Raw genomic sequence first — 17,092 nt, 5'->3', positions numbered from 1 at the left:
ATATTCTCGATTGCAAGGTTTCATTATTGTGCTGCTTTTTCTTAGAGCTAACTAGCCCAGATTGTTACAGCAAATACTATAGAAATAGAAGGAATGATATGACAAGGTTCATATGAATTGGAATTTTACTATTTTTAAAATGCTCTATCAATAAAATAACATAGGGAATCTATTTTAAATTCTTTTGTTTCTACATTAGTTTTAGAACTTTTTACCTCAAGATCAAGCTGAAAACCATCTGTGTAAGATGTGATTTTTAAACAAAACTTTTCAGATGAATCTTGGAAACTGTCTAAAAATTTTCTGCACTTTTTAATTAAATCCATATCGTCAAGTCTTTTTAGTTCTCTAGCATTTAATTTTTTTCTATTACTTGTAATAAGCGATAAGTCCCATCTAACATAACCATCTTCGTTAAATTTACAATCTCTTACCTTAAGTTTTTTTTCAAACAGTCTCCTGTTAACCTTGGCATGCTCATACACTGGCTCTATAGCTTTAAGAATTTCTAATTTATCACAGGTACAAAAGCATTGATTTACACGCAAAATCATCAACTCCTCATTATCAAATTTAATAATAATTTGTATATATAAAAAATAGTTATTAAAGGCAAAACAGCAGGGTAATTTAATCCTATTACCCTGCTGTTTTTTCTCTCTAAAATATTTTGAGTTTTGAAATACCAAAGTGACGTCTAAAACTGGTACAGAGGCTATTATTAGCCTTCAGTTTCTTCAAACTGATCCTTACCTACCCCACATAGTGGGCAAGTCCATTCTTCAGGTATATCTTCGAAAGCAGTACCTGGAGCAACATTATTATCTGGATCACCAACTTCAGGGTCATATATGTAACCACAAACTAGACATATATATTTTTGCATAATATCATCTCCTTTAAATATCTATAAATTTACTTTTGCTCTATAACCAAAGGGGAGTGTGAATATCGATATCAGTTAAATTGGTTAGAGCTAGCTTATAGCTATAATATACCATTAATAAAATCATTAATATGTGATTCAAATCATCTCTTTATTATATTGAAAAAACTTATAGTTTTAATTTAAAAATTGACATTGGTCAAGGTTTTCTTTTCATATCCCTCTTATAATAAAGCCACAAGATAAAAATTAGGAGGAATTAATTATGAGTAAAAAAACATATAAACTTGAAACTTTGACATGTCCTAGCTGTGTGCTTAAGATTGAAGGAACTGTTAATAAGATTAAAGGCGTAAACAAGGCAGAGGTACTTTTTAATGCTAGTAAGCTAAAAGTGGAATTTGACGAAAGCCTTGTAGATGGAAATCAAATAAGAAACACAGTTGAAAGACTGGGCTACGAAGTGTTAAGTGAAAAGTAAAGATAAACTTGCGAATCCAAGTCCACACTTAAACTATGGTGTGTACTTGGGTTCATCTACATATTAAGGAGGGAGAAAAAATGAAAATCAGTAAGGGTTTTAGGGTTGCGGCTTCAGGTGTTATAATTGCTTCAGCCTTGGTATTGGTAAGGTTTAATATTAATTTAGTTGTAGCAGACGTTTTATTTATGGTGGCAGCATCTATTGCAGGGTATGAGATAGTAGTAAATGCACTAAGAGCTTTAAGGTATAAGATAATTGGAATCGATGCATTGGTTACTTTGGCGGTTATTGGAGCTGTATTAATCGGTGAATTCTTTGAAGCAGCGGCGGTAACCTTTCTTTTTATGTTTGGAAATTACCTTGAGGCTAAGACACTTGAAAAAACAAGGGCTGCAATCAAGGCTCTTTTAGATTTGGCGCCAGATATAGCAAGGGTTCTAAGACAAGGCAAGGAAGTGGAAATGGCAGCAGATGAGGTTTTAAAGGAAGATATAGTTATTGTGAGGCCTGGAGAAAAGATTCCTGTGGATGGAACTGTTATAGAGGGCACAGCTTATATAAATCAAGCATCGATTACAGGTGAATCAATGCCAGTTAACAGGCAATCTGAAGATAGAGTTTTCTCAGGAACTATAGTGGAATCAGGGTATTTGAAAATAAGAGCTGAAAAAGTGGGGGAGGATACCACCTTTGCTAGAATTCTTGAGATGGTTGAAGAGGCGCAGGATAAAAAGGCAAAGACACAGAAGTTCATGGAGGTATTCGCCAAATATTACACACCTGCAATTATGGTTTTGACAGCTATTGTTTATATTATTACTAGGGACATTGAGCTTTCTCTTACTTTGCTAGTTATAGCATGTCCAGGTGCTCTTGTTATCTCAACACCAGTGTCACTTGTTGCAGGTATTGGTAATGGAGCAGGAAAAGGAATACTTATAAAAGGCGGAGATATAATAGAAAAGCTTAGAAATATCAAGGTTGTAGCCTTCGATAAAACAGGAACTCTTACAGTAGGAAAACCTGAGGTTACTAGAATTAAAGCATTTGATATTAGTGAAGAAAAAATTTTAACTCTTGCAGCCAGTGCTGAGTTGTATTCAGAGCATCCTTTAGCAAAGGCAATAATAAAGAAAGCAAAGACTATAGGCAAAGGTGAAATTATTCCGCCAGCAGAGTCAGAAATAACTTTAGGACAAGGAATAAAAGCAAAGACTAATAGCAGCACAATTTTCATCGGAAATAGAAAGCTTATGGAAGAAAATGATATTATAATTAATATAGTTATGGAAAATTATATTAGAGGTGAAGAAGCAAACGGGCAAACTGCAGTTTTAGTTTCAGATTCAGAAAAAATTATAGGAGTTATCTCTATTGCAGATACTATAAGAAAAGATGCTATAGAGCTTGTAAAAAAGCTGAAGACTCAAGGGATTAAAAAGGTAGTTATGATGACTGGAGACAACAAGCTTGCAGCAGAAGCCATTGCAAAGAAAATAGGACTGGATGACTATTATGCTGAGCTTCTTCCTGCAGACAAGGTTGCTGTTTTAAAGAAATTGCAAGATGAAATAGGTGTAACAGCGATGGTTGGAGACGGAGTAAATGATGCGCCTGCCTTGGCTTCAGCAGATTTTGGAATTGCAGTGGGAGGCGCTGGTTCAGATGTTGCCATGGAAACAGCGGATGTGGTTTTAATGTCTGATGAAATAGGCAAGCTGTCCTATGCAATTGGGTTAAGCAAAGCAACAACAAAAAATATGAAGCAAAATATAACTTTTGCTATAATTATAGTAGCAGCATTATTAATAGGTGTTATGGGAAAGGTAGTATTCCTTTCATCAGGAATGTTTATACATGAACTCAGCGTATTAGCTGTTATAATAAATGCTATAAGGCTTTTGAAGTATAAGGAAAATTCATATTTTGATGAGAATAGGAGGTGGATTCTATGGAATGCCAACATTGTTCAGAGTCAGAAGAGAAACATGAAAAAAGCTGTATAGAGAATGTACCTATATTCAGCACACTGACTTTTGATGAAGTGCTTGAGGTTTCTATGACCACTATGCACAGAGAATATAAAAAAGGTGAAAGTATATATTTAGAAGGTGATGTTGGAGAAAAGCTATTTATAATTAATAAAGGGAAGGTTAAGATAGTAAAACTTTCTGAAACAGGCAGAGAGAAAATTATAAGAGTATTAGGTCCCGGGGAGTTTATGGGCGAGCTATCCTTATTCACCCAAAATCCTTTTAAAAACAACGCTGAAGCATTAGAGTCCACTACAGTATGTATTGTGGATGGGAAAAAGATAAATGATCTTATAGAAAAGCGTCCAAGGATTGCCCTGAAGATAATAAAAGAAATGAGTTCAAGGCTAGAGGAGGCAGAGGATCAAATTCAATCCCTTGCAATAAATGATGTGGAGCAACGTCTGGCGGATACATTGCTAGAAATGGCTGAGAGCAGTGATTTGATTAATTTGACTATAAGCAAGAAAGACCTTGCCTCACATATTGGCATGAGCCAGGAAACCTTGAGTAGAAAGCTTGCAAGTTTTCAAAAAAATGGATGGATCGATCAAGAGGGACAAAGAAAAATCATAATTTTAGATAAAAATGCTTTAAGAAATATTAGGACGGTGAACAACGATTATGGAAAAAAAAGAAATTAGAAAGAAAATACTTGAATACAGAGAAACAATTGATATAGATCAAAGAAAGATCTGGGATGAAGAGATTTTTAAAAGTCTCATAAATAGTGACTTATATAAAAGATCAAATACAATATTTGCTTTTGTAAGTTTTAAAAGCGAAGTGGATACCCATAAGATTATTAACCATGCTCTTAGTAATGGTAAGACAATATGTGTACCAAAAATTAATTCAAAGCAAGAGGGAATAAAAATATACAAAATAGATAATTTTGATCAATTGAAAAAAGGATATTTTGGCATACTAGAACCTGTAGAAAGCTGCGAAGAAGTTGATAGAGACACCTTAGATTTGATATTAATGCCAGGGGTTGCTTTTGACAGGCATGGTGGAAGGGTAGGATATGGAGCTGGCTTTTATGATAGGTTCCTATCAAGTATGAATAAAGAAGTTTACAAAGTAGCTCTAGCTTATGATTTTCAAGTGATGGATACTGTTCCGATGGATCAGTATGATGTTAGAATTGATGGTGTTATTACAGAAAGAGAAATAATACAGAGGGATTAAAATAAAATGCAATTAATAATCCAGCAAAGGCAACAAAAAGCATTCAATAGGAATATTGAGTGCTTTTTCAATGAATAGGAAAATAAAAAGTCTAATGAAACTCTCCATTTTCATTAAATATATAATTGTGATAGTGCCTTAAAGCAGCATCCACTATGGTATTCATATATACATTTACATTTGGATGGGCAGCTTTTATCTCATTAAGCATCCTTGCAGTAGATTTTCTTATCTTATAGTTTCTTTGTAGATCCAATGGTTCGTCATCCACTGCTGGTGTTTTATCATTTCTTATTGTCTTTAGTTTTCTGTTATCAGCTATTTCAGGAGATACTTTAATATCATCTTCCTTAACCTCATTCATATCTGATGTATTTATATCATTCTTTAGTAAAGTATCAGTATCTGTAGTAACAAAGCTAAAAGCTCTAACTAAATCTCCTCCAGTTGGTTCGCCATCAACAATTCCGGTTTCCTCCACGATTTCATCAGAGCACAGTTCCACTATAGCATCAGCTTTTCTTTTTCTTCTAACCATAGTCAATCTCCTTTAGAAATTTATTTTTACAATATTAATATGAGAAATAATTGTTCAACTTAAATATATGGTTTAAAAAAATAAAATCTATCTGAAACTGCATTTTAAGAGTAAATATTTAAAAATTTAAGAATTTTAATAGGAAAATAGGAAAATAGGGACATATTTAAATAGTTATGTAGGTTCATATTTTTATAGTTCCATAGTTAAATATAGAAATATGGAAAAAGTTTTGTAGAGAAAAATTTAAAAAGTTACTGTGTTGGTGCGGGTGAGAGTATATAAAGAAAATATTACCGCAAGTGAATTATAATATTGGTACTAAGCATTGATATAATTAGCTTTGGGATATTTAATTGGTAGAGATGTATCTGTGAAAATAATTGCTGTATATGGAAAATATAGTATAATAATAGTATAGACTTGCAAGATTAATTATAGAGATGAAAACGAAGATGCCTTATTGCCTGGTGAATAAGGCGGTAATTGGAGGGTAATAGCTCGGAAGGTGAAGGGGTTGTATGCAAAATAGTTATGAAAAAATTATGGATATAAAAGGGGAAAAAGTCATACTAAAGTCTCTCACAAAAGAATTATGTCATGAGATATACAAAAAATATGTAGCTGATCCAATGATGACAGATCAAATCTATGAGTATTCAAAAGAAAAGGTTGATAATTATTTCAATGAACGCACGAAAGACTGTAATAGAAAGATATTTGCTATTACGGTTGATGGAGAAGCTATTGGCGAGGTGCAGATAAAGCATATTAATTATTTAACAAAAGAAGGTAGTTTATCCGTTCATCTTATAGGTGATAGTGTTAAGGGAAAAGGATATGGAACAGAGGCAGAACGACTTATAATTGAATATGCCTTTAAGAATCTTGGACTTAATACGCTATATGCTGATGTTGTACATAGAAACACAAGAAGTCAACATATTATGGAAAAGCTAGGATTTAAATATGTTCGGGAAGATGAAATGTTTAAGTATTATAAACTGATATTAAAAGTGTTTGAGGAGTATAAAGAAGGTAGGTATCAAAAGGATGAATAAGAAAAATGTATTTCTAATAGTACTTGTATCAATAGTTTTTGGGGTGTTAAATTTCAAGGTATATATGATAGGAAATAAACCTGACTTAACTCAAGGATTTATATCTATATTTTTTATTGCATTGTGGCTACTGTATGGCTTTGTAATGGGTAATAAAAATTCAAAGCACTTCGTGAAGTTTATTACTGTGTATTGGGTAGTTGGATTTGTATTAAATTTAATTACCTTATTTTTTAACTGGTTTATATTATCAATTCCTTTGTCCTGTATATTCTTCATACCACTATATGGATTACGGTATTTTTTTAGAGAACCACTTTCTAGCAACTTTTTTTATATAGCAATTCTAATAACATATATAGCTGGGGGATTTGGATATTTCTTAGGCAAAACAGTGAAAAATAAATTAAGCGTGAAAATATAAATTTTTTATAATGAACTGGATAACTATATTTTAAGCAATCTAGATACAGGGTATAATTAATTAGATAGATTTATGCAAGATTTTTATGAAAGTTATGGAGTTAAGAACAAAGAGATTAATAAATTTGATATGAATAAGATAGATTAAGAGTTATCTAACTCAATCTCAATATAGCACAATCAATCACTGGTTAATTTAGGCCAGTGATTTTTTTGTATATGAGATATTCATATTTTCATAGCTCTGGTATATTATGTCTAATTTTGCTAAGATTGAATTAGCAATTGATATTAAAGGTCTATTTGATAAAATCAAGATATTAGATTTGTTGACTATTACTAATTATAAATATAGATTTTATTTAGAAAGTAATTCAGTTATATAGAGAGATGAGGAGGTGTCTTAATGCTAAAAGAAGGGCTTTATGAAGAGTTAATAAGTGAAAAGCTTAAGGTCGAGCTAGCTGTCTTAGAGGATGAAAAATATGATATTTTCAAGGATAAGTTAGATGTGGAAGAGGCAAGAAAACATCTTTCTAGTTATATATTAACTATACATGATTTGTATTTTATGTCTTAATATAATAATTAGACGATAAGGGCTAGATTGTATTATTAAAAATAAATTCAATGTCAAGTGATAGTTTTATGTAGAAAGCTAAGTTAGGAGATAATTATATGAAATTATGGACTATACAGTCTGAAAGTGTATATACGAAATTTAAGGATACAGGAATCCTCCAAGCTGATGAAAAATTTATTTATAAAGATATGATATTTCATTATAATTGGATGGTAAAACAAATGAAAAAGAGGGTAGGTTTGGCTACTTCACAAGAAATAAAGTATCCTATATGGGCGTGGTATCAGTGGCGAGGAGTAAAACAAAAGAAACCAGATTTAAGATTTTCAGGACATTTAGAAAGAGGAGCAAGAGGCGTAATATTAGAATTAGAAGTAGAACCAGAGAGTGTTTTATTATCTGATTTTGATGAATTTAATAATGTTTTAAATTACGGGTATATAGCAGATAATGAAGAAGATTTTGATAAATTTTATGTTGACTTGGAGAAAAGCGGATATTGTCATTATGATTTGCAACGAGATGATAAAAAAAATGATATTCTGAGTAAATTCAAATTAAAATTTTATAAAAGTTGGGAAAAAGTATTTGATTTAGAATGTGAGAAGAATGAGGAATGGTCAGGTAAAAAAGAAAATCAATCTATACAAGCAACAATGTGGGAAGTGAAATGGAACCAGATTGTTTCAGTTAAACATTTTATAGCAAAGTAAATTAAGGAATAATTGATTGACGGGCTGTAGATCATTAGCTCATTATTTATATATATGGATATAGCTACCTTAAATGTGGATTGTGGATAACTTTAACAACGATACCAATATAGTATTCTTGGATATTAACTTTGGAAAATGAAGGTCATATATATCTGTGCTGTTGCAAATTTATGAAGTTTTATTACAATTTGAAAGAAGTTAAATGAGTTAAATTTGCAACTCTTGTCCAATAAATAAGGTTATGGATGTTAGGAGGGATTAAATATGTGGAATTCTTATGAAGCTGGAGTAACCCTTAGTGAGGTAGGTACTGAAAATGGAATTATAATAATGGATGAAGAACATACAAGTGGCGCACGTATAACAATTGAAAAAAATTGTGGTAATATACCATTTGGAATTACAGCAGGGATTTATGGCCTAATGGTTCATACAGCATATGCTTCAAGTATTGAAGAAGCCAATGAGAAGTATAGTAAAATGAAAATTGATATAGAGAAAGCATTAAAGTTTTATGAAAATGAAGAACACAAATTAAGTGATTGGCTTGATGAATTCTGCAACAAATACTAAGAGTTGCATTTAATGATTAATTTCTTATCTGGAGTTATTGATTTGATAAAGGAAACATTTCTATAACTATGTTATAGTATGTCTAGCCAAACATAATCTATAAAATAAGGAATTAATTAAAGTGCTTTAAAGGAAAATTCAAAAGAATAATGGTTATTATTTTTTTATGTTGATATATATTAATTTATAAATAAGCTTTCTTAAAGGAGGAATTTTATATGGAGAATAAAGAGAAGAGTTTGTATGATGTTTTTTTGAATTATTCATATAGCCAATTAAAAGCCTTGTTTAAGGAAGCTAAAACAAAAGAGGAACAAGATTTCTATATGACTCTGTGCAATATGGTTCTACAAAAGGAACAAGCAAAGGTAATAGATAGAAAAATATCATCATGGGTAAAAGATATAGTAAAGAAATAGCTAGTAAAAGGCATTAGCTTTTTACTAGCTATTTTAATCTATAAATGTAAAACCTAAGTAGATTAAAACTGAAATGAGATTATAGAAATCCTAACTCAAAACTTTAGGGATATACTAACGAACTGCTATTCCATTTCTAAATTCTCTTTTAGGGAAACTAGCACCAGCAATTTTGTCTTCAGGTATAGCTTTTTCTATTCTTTCAATATCACTTGCACTTAAATTCACTTTTAAAGATTTTAATGAGTCTTGAAGTGTAGTTCTTCTTGAGGCACCAACTAAGGTTATAATATCATCGCCTTTGGATAAATGCCAAGCAAGAGCAAGTTGTGGTATAGTGATATGTTTCTCATCAGCTATTTTACGTAAATATTCTACAAGCTCAAGATTTTTGTCTATATTTTCTTCAAAGAATAAAGGAATAAAAGAATTATACGAATGTGCTTTATCCTTTAGCCATGTACCACTAAGTAAACCATGTGCAAGGGAGCCAAATGCAACTACACCAATACCAAGCTCTCTAGCGGCAGGTATAATGTCTTTTTCGATACTCCTATTAAATAAGGAATATTCGCTTTCTATAAAACTTATTGGATGTACAGAATTTGCTTTTCTTAGGGTATCAGCATCAACTTGAGTAAGCCCAATATGCCTAACATAGCCAGCCTTAACCAGATCAGAAATGGCTCCAATTGTTTCTTCTACTGGAATGCCTAAGTCAATTCTTGCTGGTTGGTAAAGGTCAATATAATCTAAATTTAACCTTTTAAGAGTATAAGTAAGATAATTTTTTATTGACTCCGGTCTTACATCCAATCCATACATTGCGCTATTAGGTGCAACTTGCATACCAAACTTTACTGATACATAAGCTTTTTCTCTCTTTTGACCTTTAAGGGCTTCACCAATTATCATTTCGCTCTTTCCAGAAGCGTAAAAATCTGCTGTATTTAAATGATTTACTCCAAAATCTAAGGCTTCATGAATTGTTGCTATATTTTCAGCCTTATTAGCATCATCTCTCATACCTCCACAACCTAATCCAAGTTTATTAAGTTCTATGTCATTGTTTTTATATTTCATTATAAATCCTCCAGTCTAAATGGATGTACCACTTCGTAATAAAACTTATTATTTTTAAATTCTCTCACCAGAAGCCGTGAGAGTTTTAAAAATAGATTTCGGTTCGAAGTGGTACATCTTTAATTCTTATCATTCTCTAAATCTTTGGGTGCTATCAAAAATCTTTTTTAAAGACTTCATAGTAATAAGCATCTCTTCCTCAGATAATTCTTCTGACGCTAAATTCACCAAAGCTTGAATTTCTTTATGTATCTTTGGCATAATCTCTTTAGCTTTATCTGTTAAATATAACTTATAAGCTCTACTGTTTTTTTCGTGCTGCACTTTATATACATAGCCTTGTTCTATTAGTTTTGTAATAGTCCTTGCTGACATTGCCTTATCATTACCTATTTCTTCGCTAAGTTTATTTTGGCTTATGCCTTCATTTTTTTCTAAAACAAATAAATATGAACAAGAACCATTAGTTAATCCAAACTCTTTTAAAACTTTATCTAAATATATTTGTGTGTTTCTAAAAATCTTACTAATGTACATTATGAAATGCATGCTTTCTTTTTCCATGATTATAACCACCTTAATTTTAATTGACTAGTCAACACTTATTCTATTACATTGATGTTGACTAGTCAACATGTAGTTAGAATAAATTTAGTTAGGATCTAAAAATAGAAAACAATGAGGATTTACAGGTGGATAATTTTATTAAGGAAATACTTACATTTTCATAACTATGGTATATTATGTAGACATCTTGCAATGTCATATCCGCCAATTAGCTCGCTTTATTAAGAATCTAAACAATAATTTACGGTTGGGTAAATAATATTAGTAAGACTGTTTTCTTGTGCAAGAGGTTAATTGATAAATACGTATACTAATTACAGTACTTTCATCACTTATAAGAAAATCATCACTACATTAAAAATACTATCTAAATGTTTTTGATTTAATAGCTTGAGCTCTTCTTTAATAAATGGAGTAGCAGAAGCCGTGAGTGTTTTAAAAATAGATTTAGAATCGAAGTGTTATGTCTACATATTTACAACTAATATATCTATAAATTCTTATATATCCTAGATGTATAAATTTAAGTTGAAAAATGAGTTTAGAAAGAGTGGAAATAGCTCAAACCCGTATGGTTCCTATATATTTATATAATTTTTTGATTTTATAATTATATATTTATATGAAGAAATAATCTTTTAATTAAATAAATATTTTATTAAGCTCTAAAATCTTTTTAAAACGGTTCAAAATAAATTGCTCTTATTTAACTTTAGATGAAATAGACTCGTAACTATTTATCTTGATTATTCTGAGAATCAAGATAAAACAAAAATCTCCGTGGCAATGGATGATTGAGCCAATAAACTTATAAAAGGACAACTATAAAAAGAAATTATGAGTCTACTAGATTTTCATTATTTGTATTCCGGAGAAACCGGTGTACAAATAATCTCTAAAGATTATTTAATAAACAGCAAGTATAAATTAAATGAATAATAGGAAGTACATTCCATAATAATGCTGGCGAAAATCAAGGTGTTATTGATAGAAACTGCAATTATTATATTTACGATCTAATAAAGAATATTGTTAGTCCTTTAGATTAAGAAATAAACATAATTATACATCTAATCATGATGCTTTTAGGTATACAATTTTTGGAATTATATCTTACCTATAAGTAAAGTAAATACTTAATTATTGCCGCAGTGCGACAACGGCACCATTGCGGCTTGCTCGTGTCACTTTTACTTCACCACCATTGCTGGTAAATTCATTTTCAAATACTTCTCTAATACGATGTTAAAATCCTCTTAATTAAATAGCATCTATAGCGATCGATAAAGAAACTATTTCATTTAGGATATATATTGTTATAATTAAACTTAGATGTAAAATAGTTCATTAAATGAAGATTTTTATATAAAGGGGAGTGGAAATATGAGTATTGAAGAAAATTTTAATAGAGCTTTTAATTTACCAGATAGCTTGAGAGGTAAAAACATAGTTTCTGAAAAGATAATACCAACAGTATGTTCAGTAAAGATAATGTTGGACAAACTTAGAGAGAAGGCTGGGGAGTATGCTAATCTTGAACAGTGGGAAAAGAGAAGCTACAAAAATTATAACATTGAAGAAATAAAGAATCAGTTAATCTTAGCGGATGAAGAGGAAAGAATAGGCTTGTTAAGAAAGCATATTTTAGAAAATGATTTCTCTTATCTAGGGGCAAGTCCTTTTGATATTTACATAGTTGCTTATGTAGCGGAAAACATAGGTCCAGGAAAAACAACTTTTATAAACTTCTGTTTTGATAATGGTATGGCAGGAACTGAAAACTCGGCAAACGCTATTTATCAGGTTGGTAAGGGCGACGGTATATACTTGAAGCTATTAAATAAAGATGGTACCGTTAAAGATTGGAACTTCTTTAGACAGTGGATCAGAATAAACGAAGAAGAGCCTCAAACAGTTGAAGAAGAGGCTAAGATTAAAATTTACAATAAGCTGGTAAGAGATTATATTCCTGAGATTATCATGAAAAGTGGAAAGAATTGCATAGTTAGCAAGGCTAACAACGAAGAAAAGTTTTCTAAATTAAAGAACAAACTTACTGAAGAAGTACAAGAATTTATGGAAGCTGAAAATCTTGAAGAATTGGCAGATGTGATGGAGGTCCTATTTGCACTTGCTAATAGCTTAGGATATAGTGAAGATGATTTAATGAGTATGAGGGCAAAAAAGAGAGAAGCTAGAGGTGGTTTTGAAGAAGGAATTATACTAGAGAAGGTTTATGAAAAGTAAGATAGCTTGGGAATTAAAATAATTTTTATTTGGGGTAGTTTAATATGAAGACTATCACAATAAATTTGCACATATCATTTAGATATAATAAGAGCTTAAGCAATAAAGCAGGAAAATTAGCAAAACTCTGAAACTTATTTAAATCTTAGTTTATCGTTTATAGAATGAGTCAATATAAAAATACTATCATATGATGGGGGTGAATATATGATTGCAGAGCTACATGGAAAAATAAGCAGTAGAGGAACAAATCTAAGAGAAACTCTAGAAGATAACTTAACAGGTAATGTTTTTGGAAGTCTAAGATATATTCCTTTTAGCAAAGGAATTAAACCTATTCTACTTTCGGTAATTGATGAACAGTATTTTGGAGAATATGAAGCGGAGGAATGGGCAGAAAGAGTTGAGTTTTGGCCTTATGACAAAGAAGGAGAATTAGACTTAGTTATTAACCTTGACTTAGTTTCTATTGCCATAGAAGTAAAATATAATAGTAAATTATCCTCAGAAGATGATGTTTCCAATGAAGATGACAACAATGAGAAAAGTATAAATCAGTTAGCTAGGGAATCAAGGATAATTAAAGAAATCGCAAAAGCTAGAGGAACAACCCCTATATTGCTATTTATCGCAAGGGAAAATGAAGGAAAAGAAATAATAAATAATGTACTTAGTAGAAATATAATTGCGGCTGAAGTAATGCTTAAATTTATCTCATGGGAAGATATTTGTACAAGTTTTGAAAGTCTATTTAAGAGTGATAATCTGAGCTATTTTGAAAAGGTAGTGGTGGGAGATATATATAAGCTTTTAATTAGAAAGGGATTTAATAGATTCAAGGATTTTACAGCAAGCTTGGATAATGAAGTAGTAGTTGAAGATAAATACTATGTATTTAAAGACAATAAAAAGAATGAGTTATATATCAATCAGAATATTAGTGAAAAGTTTAGTTTTATAAGTAATATTAATGTAAATGAAGGAGAACATTATGAATTCATATAGTGAAAATATAAAAAATGCATTTTCAGTAGTATATAACACTCTGGAAAATGTGAAAAAACTAATGGAGTATTGTGATAAGGTTGCTGAAGAAAATGGTTATTATTCTTGTACAGATAGGTTCTTAAGATATAACACAGATAATAGTGTTGATGGATGGGTATATAATAAATTCTTCAAAATCTATCAAAGTAGTGATGGTGAAATATTAAGTAATGGCTGGAGAAATGGTCCACTTTATGTACTTGAGATAAATCTTGAAGAAGAACCTAAATATTATGTTTCAAAATTTGAATATGAAAATATAGGTGAATGGGCTAAAGGAATATCACCATCCTCTTGGTGGGCATTCTATTTCCCAACTGATATTACAGACAATAGGATTGAATTTAAGAAAATAGATGATACCTATACTGAAGGGAAACCAAGAGGTTCATACAAAAAGTCTTATTTTGGCCTTGAAAGAACGGTATTTAGAAGTGGAGATTTACTTGGAATTAATAGTGATACGGTAAATACCTATATATTTGGAGAATACGACAAGTTAAGAAATAAATAATATGATAATTAAGAATATAATAAAATTTATGACCATAACTTCTATGCTTCTAACAAGTAAAATAAACAAATAGTTAATAATATTTGATAATGAAAACAGCTTGGACAAATGTTCAAGCTGTTTTGTGATTAATAATATGAAAACTACTTTATATCAAACTTAGTAGTTTGTCTTTGAGTAATCTGAGCGTCATATTTAGCAGCTATTGAGCAGCCTTTGCTTAAGAATATATCTTTAGCCACGATAGTGTCCATAAGGGCACCAACCTCAGCTGATGATATATCTGGTTTTACATCAGAAACACTCAAAGAAAGCTTATCACCGTTAGTATTTATGAATGTCATAGCTAGTGTATAATCCATGTTTTAAACCTCCTTCCTTCATGTTTTTTGAATTTATTAAGTAAACCTAAGTGTATTTACTTTAAAATTCCATAAAGTTACGACTTTTTGATACCTAGTGCTTAAAACTAAGCATTAGCTAGTTTTGAAGTTTCAGTCAAGAAAGCATCTCTAGTTCCAACGCTTAAAACTGCCTTTATAGCTTCTGCAACTGCATAGACATTTTCAGGAGTTGCGTTGGTTTTAACGCCAGAGAAGTTTTTCTTTTTGTAGACTGTAGCTCCCAGTTTGTCAGTACCATTTTCAATCTCTATATACATAGAGGATGTTTGTAAAACTTTACTTACTGCCATTTTGTTTACCTCCTTTCTTCTGTTCTCATAATGTATATATGATTTCGTGAGCAAGAAAACAGTTTTTTTGAAAAATTTTTTTTAATTTTTTTTAATTATGCTATTTTGCTATCATTGTTGGTATCTATAACAACGCCAAGCTTTGTAGAAATTATGATATTTAGCTTGTTTATTGATGATGTAAGCCCAACGATTTGCTTTTCTAACCTTATGAGTAAATAGGCACTAGTTGCTACTGGAAAGCCTACGTTTGCAATAAGATTTACTAGAACATTTATTTCCATTAAAATCACCTCCTAACTAATATATATGATTTAGAAAGGCAAAACTCAGTGCAGTTCACCATTTTCATTAAAAATATAATTATAATAATGTCTTAAAGCAGCATCTACTATGGTATTCATATATACATTTACATTTGGATGAATAGCTTTTATTTCATTAAGCATTCTTGCAGTAGACTTTCTAAGCTTATAGGATCTATTAATATCAAATGGTTCATTATCTACTTCTGGTGTCTTTTCATTCCCGATAGTTTTCAATATTCTGTTGTCTACAATTTCAGTGGAGGTCTTAATTTTCTCATCTTCATGTGTAGTGGTAGGAACTACTACATCAATAGGCTTCTGCGCTGTTTTAATTTCTTCAGGTGCAAAGCTAAAGGTTCTAAATATATTCTCCCCAGTTGGGACACCATCAACAAAGCCGTTTTCCTCCATGTCGTCTTCAAAGGACAATTCTGGTATTTCCTCAGACTTTTTCTTTTTTTTAACCAATTTTTCATCTCCTTTAGAATTTATTTTTAGAATAAGTGGAGATCATTAAAAGAACAGAAAGGTTTAACTAATATATATGATTTAAAAGTGCAAAACCCATTCAAAACCAGATTTTAGGCGTAAATTTTTAAAAAGTTATGATTTTTTCATTTTAAAAATTATACATTTTCCCATTAATAAAAGATAAAAAGAATTAAAGATAAAATTATAAAAAGAATCCATGGTAAAAGGTTACAATCATAAAATTAAAAAAAGTTTTAATTAAAAAATTTTAACAATTAACTGTGTTCATGCCGTTTAAATCATATATACACATAGAAGGCTTAAAAAAATAATGAAAAATAAGAACAAAAAGTGAGGTGAAAATAAGATGAAAAAAGACAAAATTGTAATTTCTGATGAAGAAAGCCTAGTCTATGATAAGTTTACCATTGCACTAGCCATAAGAAACTCAACCTATGAAGATGAAATGAGTTGCTCATTACTTGAAGAGGAAGTTATAAAAGATTGCAGCGGCTGTTCTCTAAATTATATTTGCAATAAAATTGATGAGGTTGCAGAAGACTATGAAGAAAAAACAACTAAGGTAATAAATACTTTTTCCTTTAAAGAGTAATTTTAATTTAGCTGTGGTAAAGTACTCTGTTGGAAGGGGGTGAGGATATATGGCAACAGCAATATTAAGTGGAAATTCTATGATAATAAAGTACAAGAATGAAACCAATGAAAATGGAGATGATATTTTCAGAACTGTAAGATTCCCTAATGTAAGACTGGATGTAAGTGATGATGATTTTTATGCAGTAGGACAAGCATTAAGCAGTTTAATGCCATCAGATGCAATTTATATTAGAAAGCAGCAGGATTATTTAGTAGAGGATATATAGGGTTCCTTTACGAAAACTTAATTTATACTTGTTTGATAATCGCGGTTTCTGGCGATTGTCGTGGCATGTATAAATTAATAGTTGAAGTTGGAACCTATAAATATGATCTAAATTTACTGGAGAGGGGGGAGAAGATGGAATCAAAAACTTTGATTATGATATTTAAAAATGAGAACGGTGACAATGTATCGCTTTCAGTGAAGGGAGTTAAGGATAAAGTATCCACTGCTGAATTAACTAATGCCATGGATACTATAATAGCGAAAAATGTTTTCTATAGTTCTGGAGGAAAGCTAGTACAGAAGGTTGGAGCACAGCTTGTCACTAAGAATGTAGATGAGTGCAAGGTAGTCTAAAATTATAATAGAAT

25 protein-coding genes are annotated in these 17,092 nt (G+C 30.7%); 16 read left to right on the top strand and 9 right to left on the bottom strand.

From position 1 onward, the window contains the following. Positions 1–134: 134 nt before the first annotated feature. On the bottom strand, positions 135–548 hold the full coding sequence (locus bsdtw1_RS12290) for a hypothetical protein (RefSeq protein WP_183277852.1): 414 nt from the start codon (positions 546–548) through the stop codon (positions 135–137). A gap of 173 nt (positions 549–721) precedes the next feature. Continuing rightward, positions 722–886 carry a rubredoxin gene (gene rd / locus bsdtw1_RS12285; RefSeq protein ID WP_183277851.1) on the bottom strand — a complete coding sequence of 55 codons (165 nt, stop codon included), beginning with the start codon at positions 884–886 and terminating at the stop codon, positions 722–724. Between the two features lie 265 nt (positions 887–1,151). Between rd and bsdtw1_RS12280 the strand changes: the two genes are divergently transcribed. The 4 genes from bsdtw1_RS12280 to bsdtw1_RS12265 all read left to right on the top strand — a co-directional run bounded on the left by bsdtw1_RS12280 (position 1,152) and on the right by bsdtw1_RS12265 (position 4,594). Next, complete coding sequence (locus tag bsdtw1_RS12280) at positions 1,152–1,367, top strand: heavy-metal-associated domain-containing protein (RefSeq protein ID WP_183277850.1); 216 nt, start codon at positions 1,152–1,154, stop codon at positions 1,365–1,367. A gap of 80 nt (positions 1,368–1,447) precedes the next feature. Then, positions 1,448–3,376 carry a heavy metal translocating P-type ATPase gene (locus bsdtw1_RS12275; protein WP_183277849.1) on the top strand — a complete coding sequence of 643 codons (1,929 nt, stop codon included), beginning with the start codon at positions 1,448–1,450 and terminating at the stop codon, positions 3,374–3,376. Beyond that, positions 3,322–4,047 (top strand): Crp/Fnr family transcriptional regulator, encoded by a 726-nt coding sequence (locus tag bsdtw1_RS12270; RefSeq protein ID WP_183277848.1) that lies wholly within the window; start codon positions 3,322–3,324, stop codon positions 4,045–4,047. Before bsdtw1_RS12275 ends, bsdtw1_RS12270 begins: the two co-directional genes overlap by 55 nt. Further along, positions 4,028–4,594 (top strand): 5-formyltetrahydrofolate cyclo-ligase, encoded by a 567-nt coding sequence (locus bsdtw1_RS12265; RefSeq protein ID WP_308463794.1) that lies wholly within the window; start codon positions 4,028–4,030, stop codon positions 4,592–4,594. The genes bsdtw1_RS12270 and bsdtw1_RS12265 overlap by 20 nt, the downstream gene beginning before the upstream one ends. A 91-nt stretch (positions 4,595–4,685) precedes the next feature. Here the strand turns inward: bsdtw1_RS12265 and bsdtw1_RS12260 are convergent, their stop codons facing one another. Then, entirely contained in the window at positions 4,686–5,132 is a 447-nt protein-coding gene (locus bsdtw1_RS12260; RefSeq protein ID WP_183277847.1) for a hypothetical protein, read from the bottom strand. A 521-nt stretch (positions 5,133–5,653) separates the two neighbouring features. Here bsdtw1_RS12260 and bsdtw1_RS12255 point away from each other — a divergent pair. From bsdtw1_RS12255 to bsdtw1_RS12230, 6 genes are all read left to right on the top strand, one after another. Next, entirely contained in the window at positions 5,654–6,193 is a 540-nt protein-coding gene (locus bsdtw1_RS12255; protein ID WP_183277846.1) for a GNAT family N-acetyltransferase, read from the top strand. Then, complete coding sequence (locus tag bsdtw1_RS12250) at positions 6,186–6,617, top strand: hypothetical protein (RefSeq protein ID WP_183277845.1); 432 nt, start codon at positions 6,186–6,188, stop codon at positions 6,615–6,617. The genes bsdtw1_RS12255 and bsdtw1_RS12250 overlap by 8 nt, the downstream gene beginning before the upstream one ends. A 405-nt stretch (positions 6,618–7,022) precedes the next feature. Next, positions 7,023–7,196 (top strand): hypothetical protein, encoded by a 174-nt coding sequence (locus tag bsdtw1_RS12245; protein ID WP_183277844.1) that lies wholly within the window; start codon positions 7,023–7,025, stop codon positions 7,194–7,196. 98 nt (positions 7,197–7,294) lie between these two features. Further along, positions 7,295–7,912, top strand: a complete 618-nt coding sequence (locus bsdtw1_RS12240) for a DUF3841 domain-containing protein (RefSeq protein ID WP_183277843.1) — start codon at positions 7,295–7,297, stop codon at positions 7,910–7,912. Between the two features lie 267 nt (positions 7,913–8,179). Next, positions 8,180–8,488, top strand: a complete 309-nt coding sequence (locus bsdtw1_RS12235) for a hypothetical protein (RefSeq protein ID WP_183277842.1) — start codon at positions 8,180–8,182, stop codon at positions 8,486–8,488. A gap of 218 nt (positions 8,489–8,706) precedes the next feature. Further along, on the top strand, positions 8,707–8,907 hold the full coding sequence (locus tag bsdtw1_RS12230) for a hypothetical protein (protein ID WP_183277841.1): 201 nt from the start codon (positions 8,707–8,709) through the stop codon (positions 8,905–8,907). A gap of 114 nt (positions 8,908–9,021) precedes the next feature. Here the strand turns inward: bsdtw1_RS12230 and bsdtw1_RS12225 are convergent, their stop codons facing one another. Together bsdtw1_RS12225 and bsdtw1_RS12220 are read right to left on the bottom strand one after the other, a co-directional pair. After that, positions 9,022–9,990 (bottom strand): aldo/keto reductase, encoded by a 969-nt coding sequence (locus bsdtw1_RS12225; RefSeq protein WP_183277840.1) that lies wholly within the window; start codon positions 9,988–9,990, stop codon positions 9,022–9,024. A gap of 129 nt (positions 9,991–10,119) precedes the next feature. Then, positions 10,120–10,554: a MarR family winged helix-turn-helix transcriptional regulator gene (locus tag bsdtw1_RS12220; RefSeq protein WP_183277839.1), complete on the bottom strand. Its 435-nt coding sequence runs from the start codon at positions 10,552–10,554 to the stop codon at positions 10,120–10,122. Positions 10,555–12,489: 1,935 nt separating this feature from the next. On the opposite strand from bsdtw1_RS12220, the gene bsdtw1_RS12215 reads away from it, so the two are divergent. From bsdtw1_RS12215 to bsdtw1_RS12205, 3 genes are all read left to right on the top strand, one after another. Further along, positions 12,490–12,804: a nucleoside triphosphate pyrophosphohydrolase gene (locus bsdtw1_RS12215; RefSeq protein ID WP_183279801.1), complete on the top strand. Its 315-nt coding sequence runs from the start codon at positions 12,490–12,492 to the stop codon at positions 12,802–12,804. A gap of 207 nt (positions 12,805–13,011) precedes the next feature. Continuing rightward, a complete protein-coding gene (locus tag bsdtw1_RS12210; RefSeq protein ID WP_183277838.1) occupies positions 13,012–13,809 on the top strand; it encodes a hypothetical protein in 798 nt (265 codons plus the stop codon). Continuing rightward, positions 13,796–14,365: a hypothetical protein gene (locus bsdtw1_RS12205; protein ID WP_183277837.1), complete on the top strand. Its 570-nt coding sequence runs from the start codon at positions 13,796–13,798 to the stop codon at positions 14,363–14,365. The genes bsdtw1_RS12210 and bsdtw1_RS12205 overlap by 14 nt, the downstream gene beginning before the upstream one ends. Before the next feature lie 143 nt (positions 14,366–14,508). On the opposite strand, the gene bsdtw1_RS12200 is transcribed toward bsdtw1_RS12205, so the two are convergent. The 4 genes from bsdtw1_RS12200 to bsdtw1_RS12185 form a co-directional block, all read right to left on the bottom strand. After that, positions 14,509–14,727 (bottom strand): DUF2922 domain-containing protein, encoded by a 219-nt coding sequence (locus tag bsdtw1_RS12200; protein WP_183277836.1) that lies wholly within the window; start codon positions 14,725–14,727, stop codon positions 14,509–14,511. A gap of 107 nt (positions 14,728–14,834) precedes the next feature. Then, a complete protein-coding gene (locus bsdtw1_RS12195) occupies positions 14,835–15,059 on the bottom strand; it encodes a DUF1659 domain-containing protein (RefSeq protein ID WP_183277835.1) in 225 nt (74 codons plus the stop codon). A gap of 95 nt (positions 15,060–15,154) precedes the next feature. Further along, positions 15,155–15,343, bottom strand: a complete 189-nt coding sequence (locus bsdtw1_RS12190) for a YvrJ family protein (RefSeq protein ID WP_183277834.1) — start codon at positions 15,341–15,343, stop codon at positions 15,155–15,157. Between the two features lie 45 nt (positions 15,344–15,388). Beyond that, entirely contained in the window at positions 15,389–15,835 is a 447-nt protein-coding gene (locus bsdtw1_RS12185; protein WP_183277833.1) for a hypothetical protein, read from the bottom strand. A 370-nt stretch (positions 15,836–16,205) separates the two neighbouring features. On the opposite strand from bsdtw1_RS12185, the gene bsdtw1_RS12180 reads away from it, so the two are divergent. From bsdtw1_RS12180 to bsdtw1_RS12170, 3 genes are all read left to right on the top strand, one after another. Continuing rightward, positions 16,206–16,451, top strand: coding sequence for a hypothetical protein (locus bsdtw1_RS12180; RefSeq protein ID WP_183277832.1), 246 nt, complete (start codon positions 16,206–16,208; stop codon positions 16,449–16,451). A 49-nt stretch (positions 16,452–16,500) separates the two neighbouring features. Continuing rightward, positions 16,501–16,722 (top strand): DUF1659 domain-containing protein, encoded by a 222-nt coding sequence (locus bsdtw1_RS12175; protein ID WP_183277831.1) that lies wholly within the window; start codon positions 16,501–16,503, stop codon positions 16,720–16,722. Positions 16,723–16,856: 134 nt separating this feature from the next. Continuing rightward, positions 16,857–17,078: a DUF2922 domain-containing protein gene (locus bsdtw1_RS12170; protein WP_183277830.1), complete on the top strand. Its 222-nt coding sequence runs from the start codon at positions 16,857–16,859 to the stop codon at positions 17,076–17,078. Positions 17,079–17,092 lie beyond the last annotated feature (14 nt).

The sequence above is a fragment of the Clostridium fungisolvens genome (genome assembly GCF_014193895.1).
Classification (GTDB): domain Bacteria; phylum Bacillota; class Clostridia; order Clostridiales; family Clostridiaceae; genus Clostridium_AR; species Clostridium_AR fungisolvens.
The sequence above is the reverse complement of the archived record's forward strand: the minus strand, read 5'-3'. Positions and strand labels throughout refer to the sequence as shown.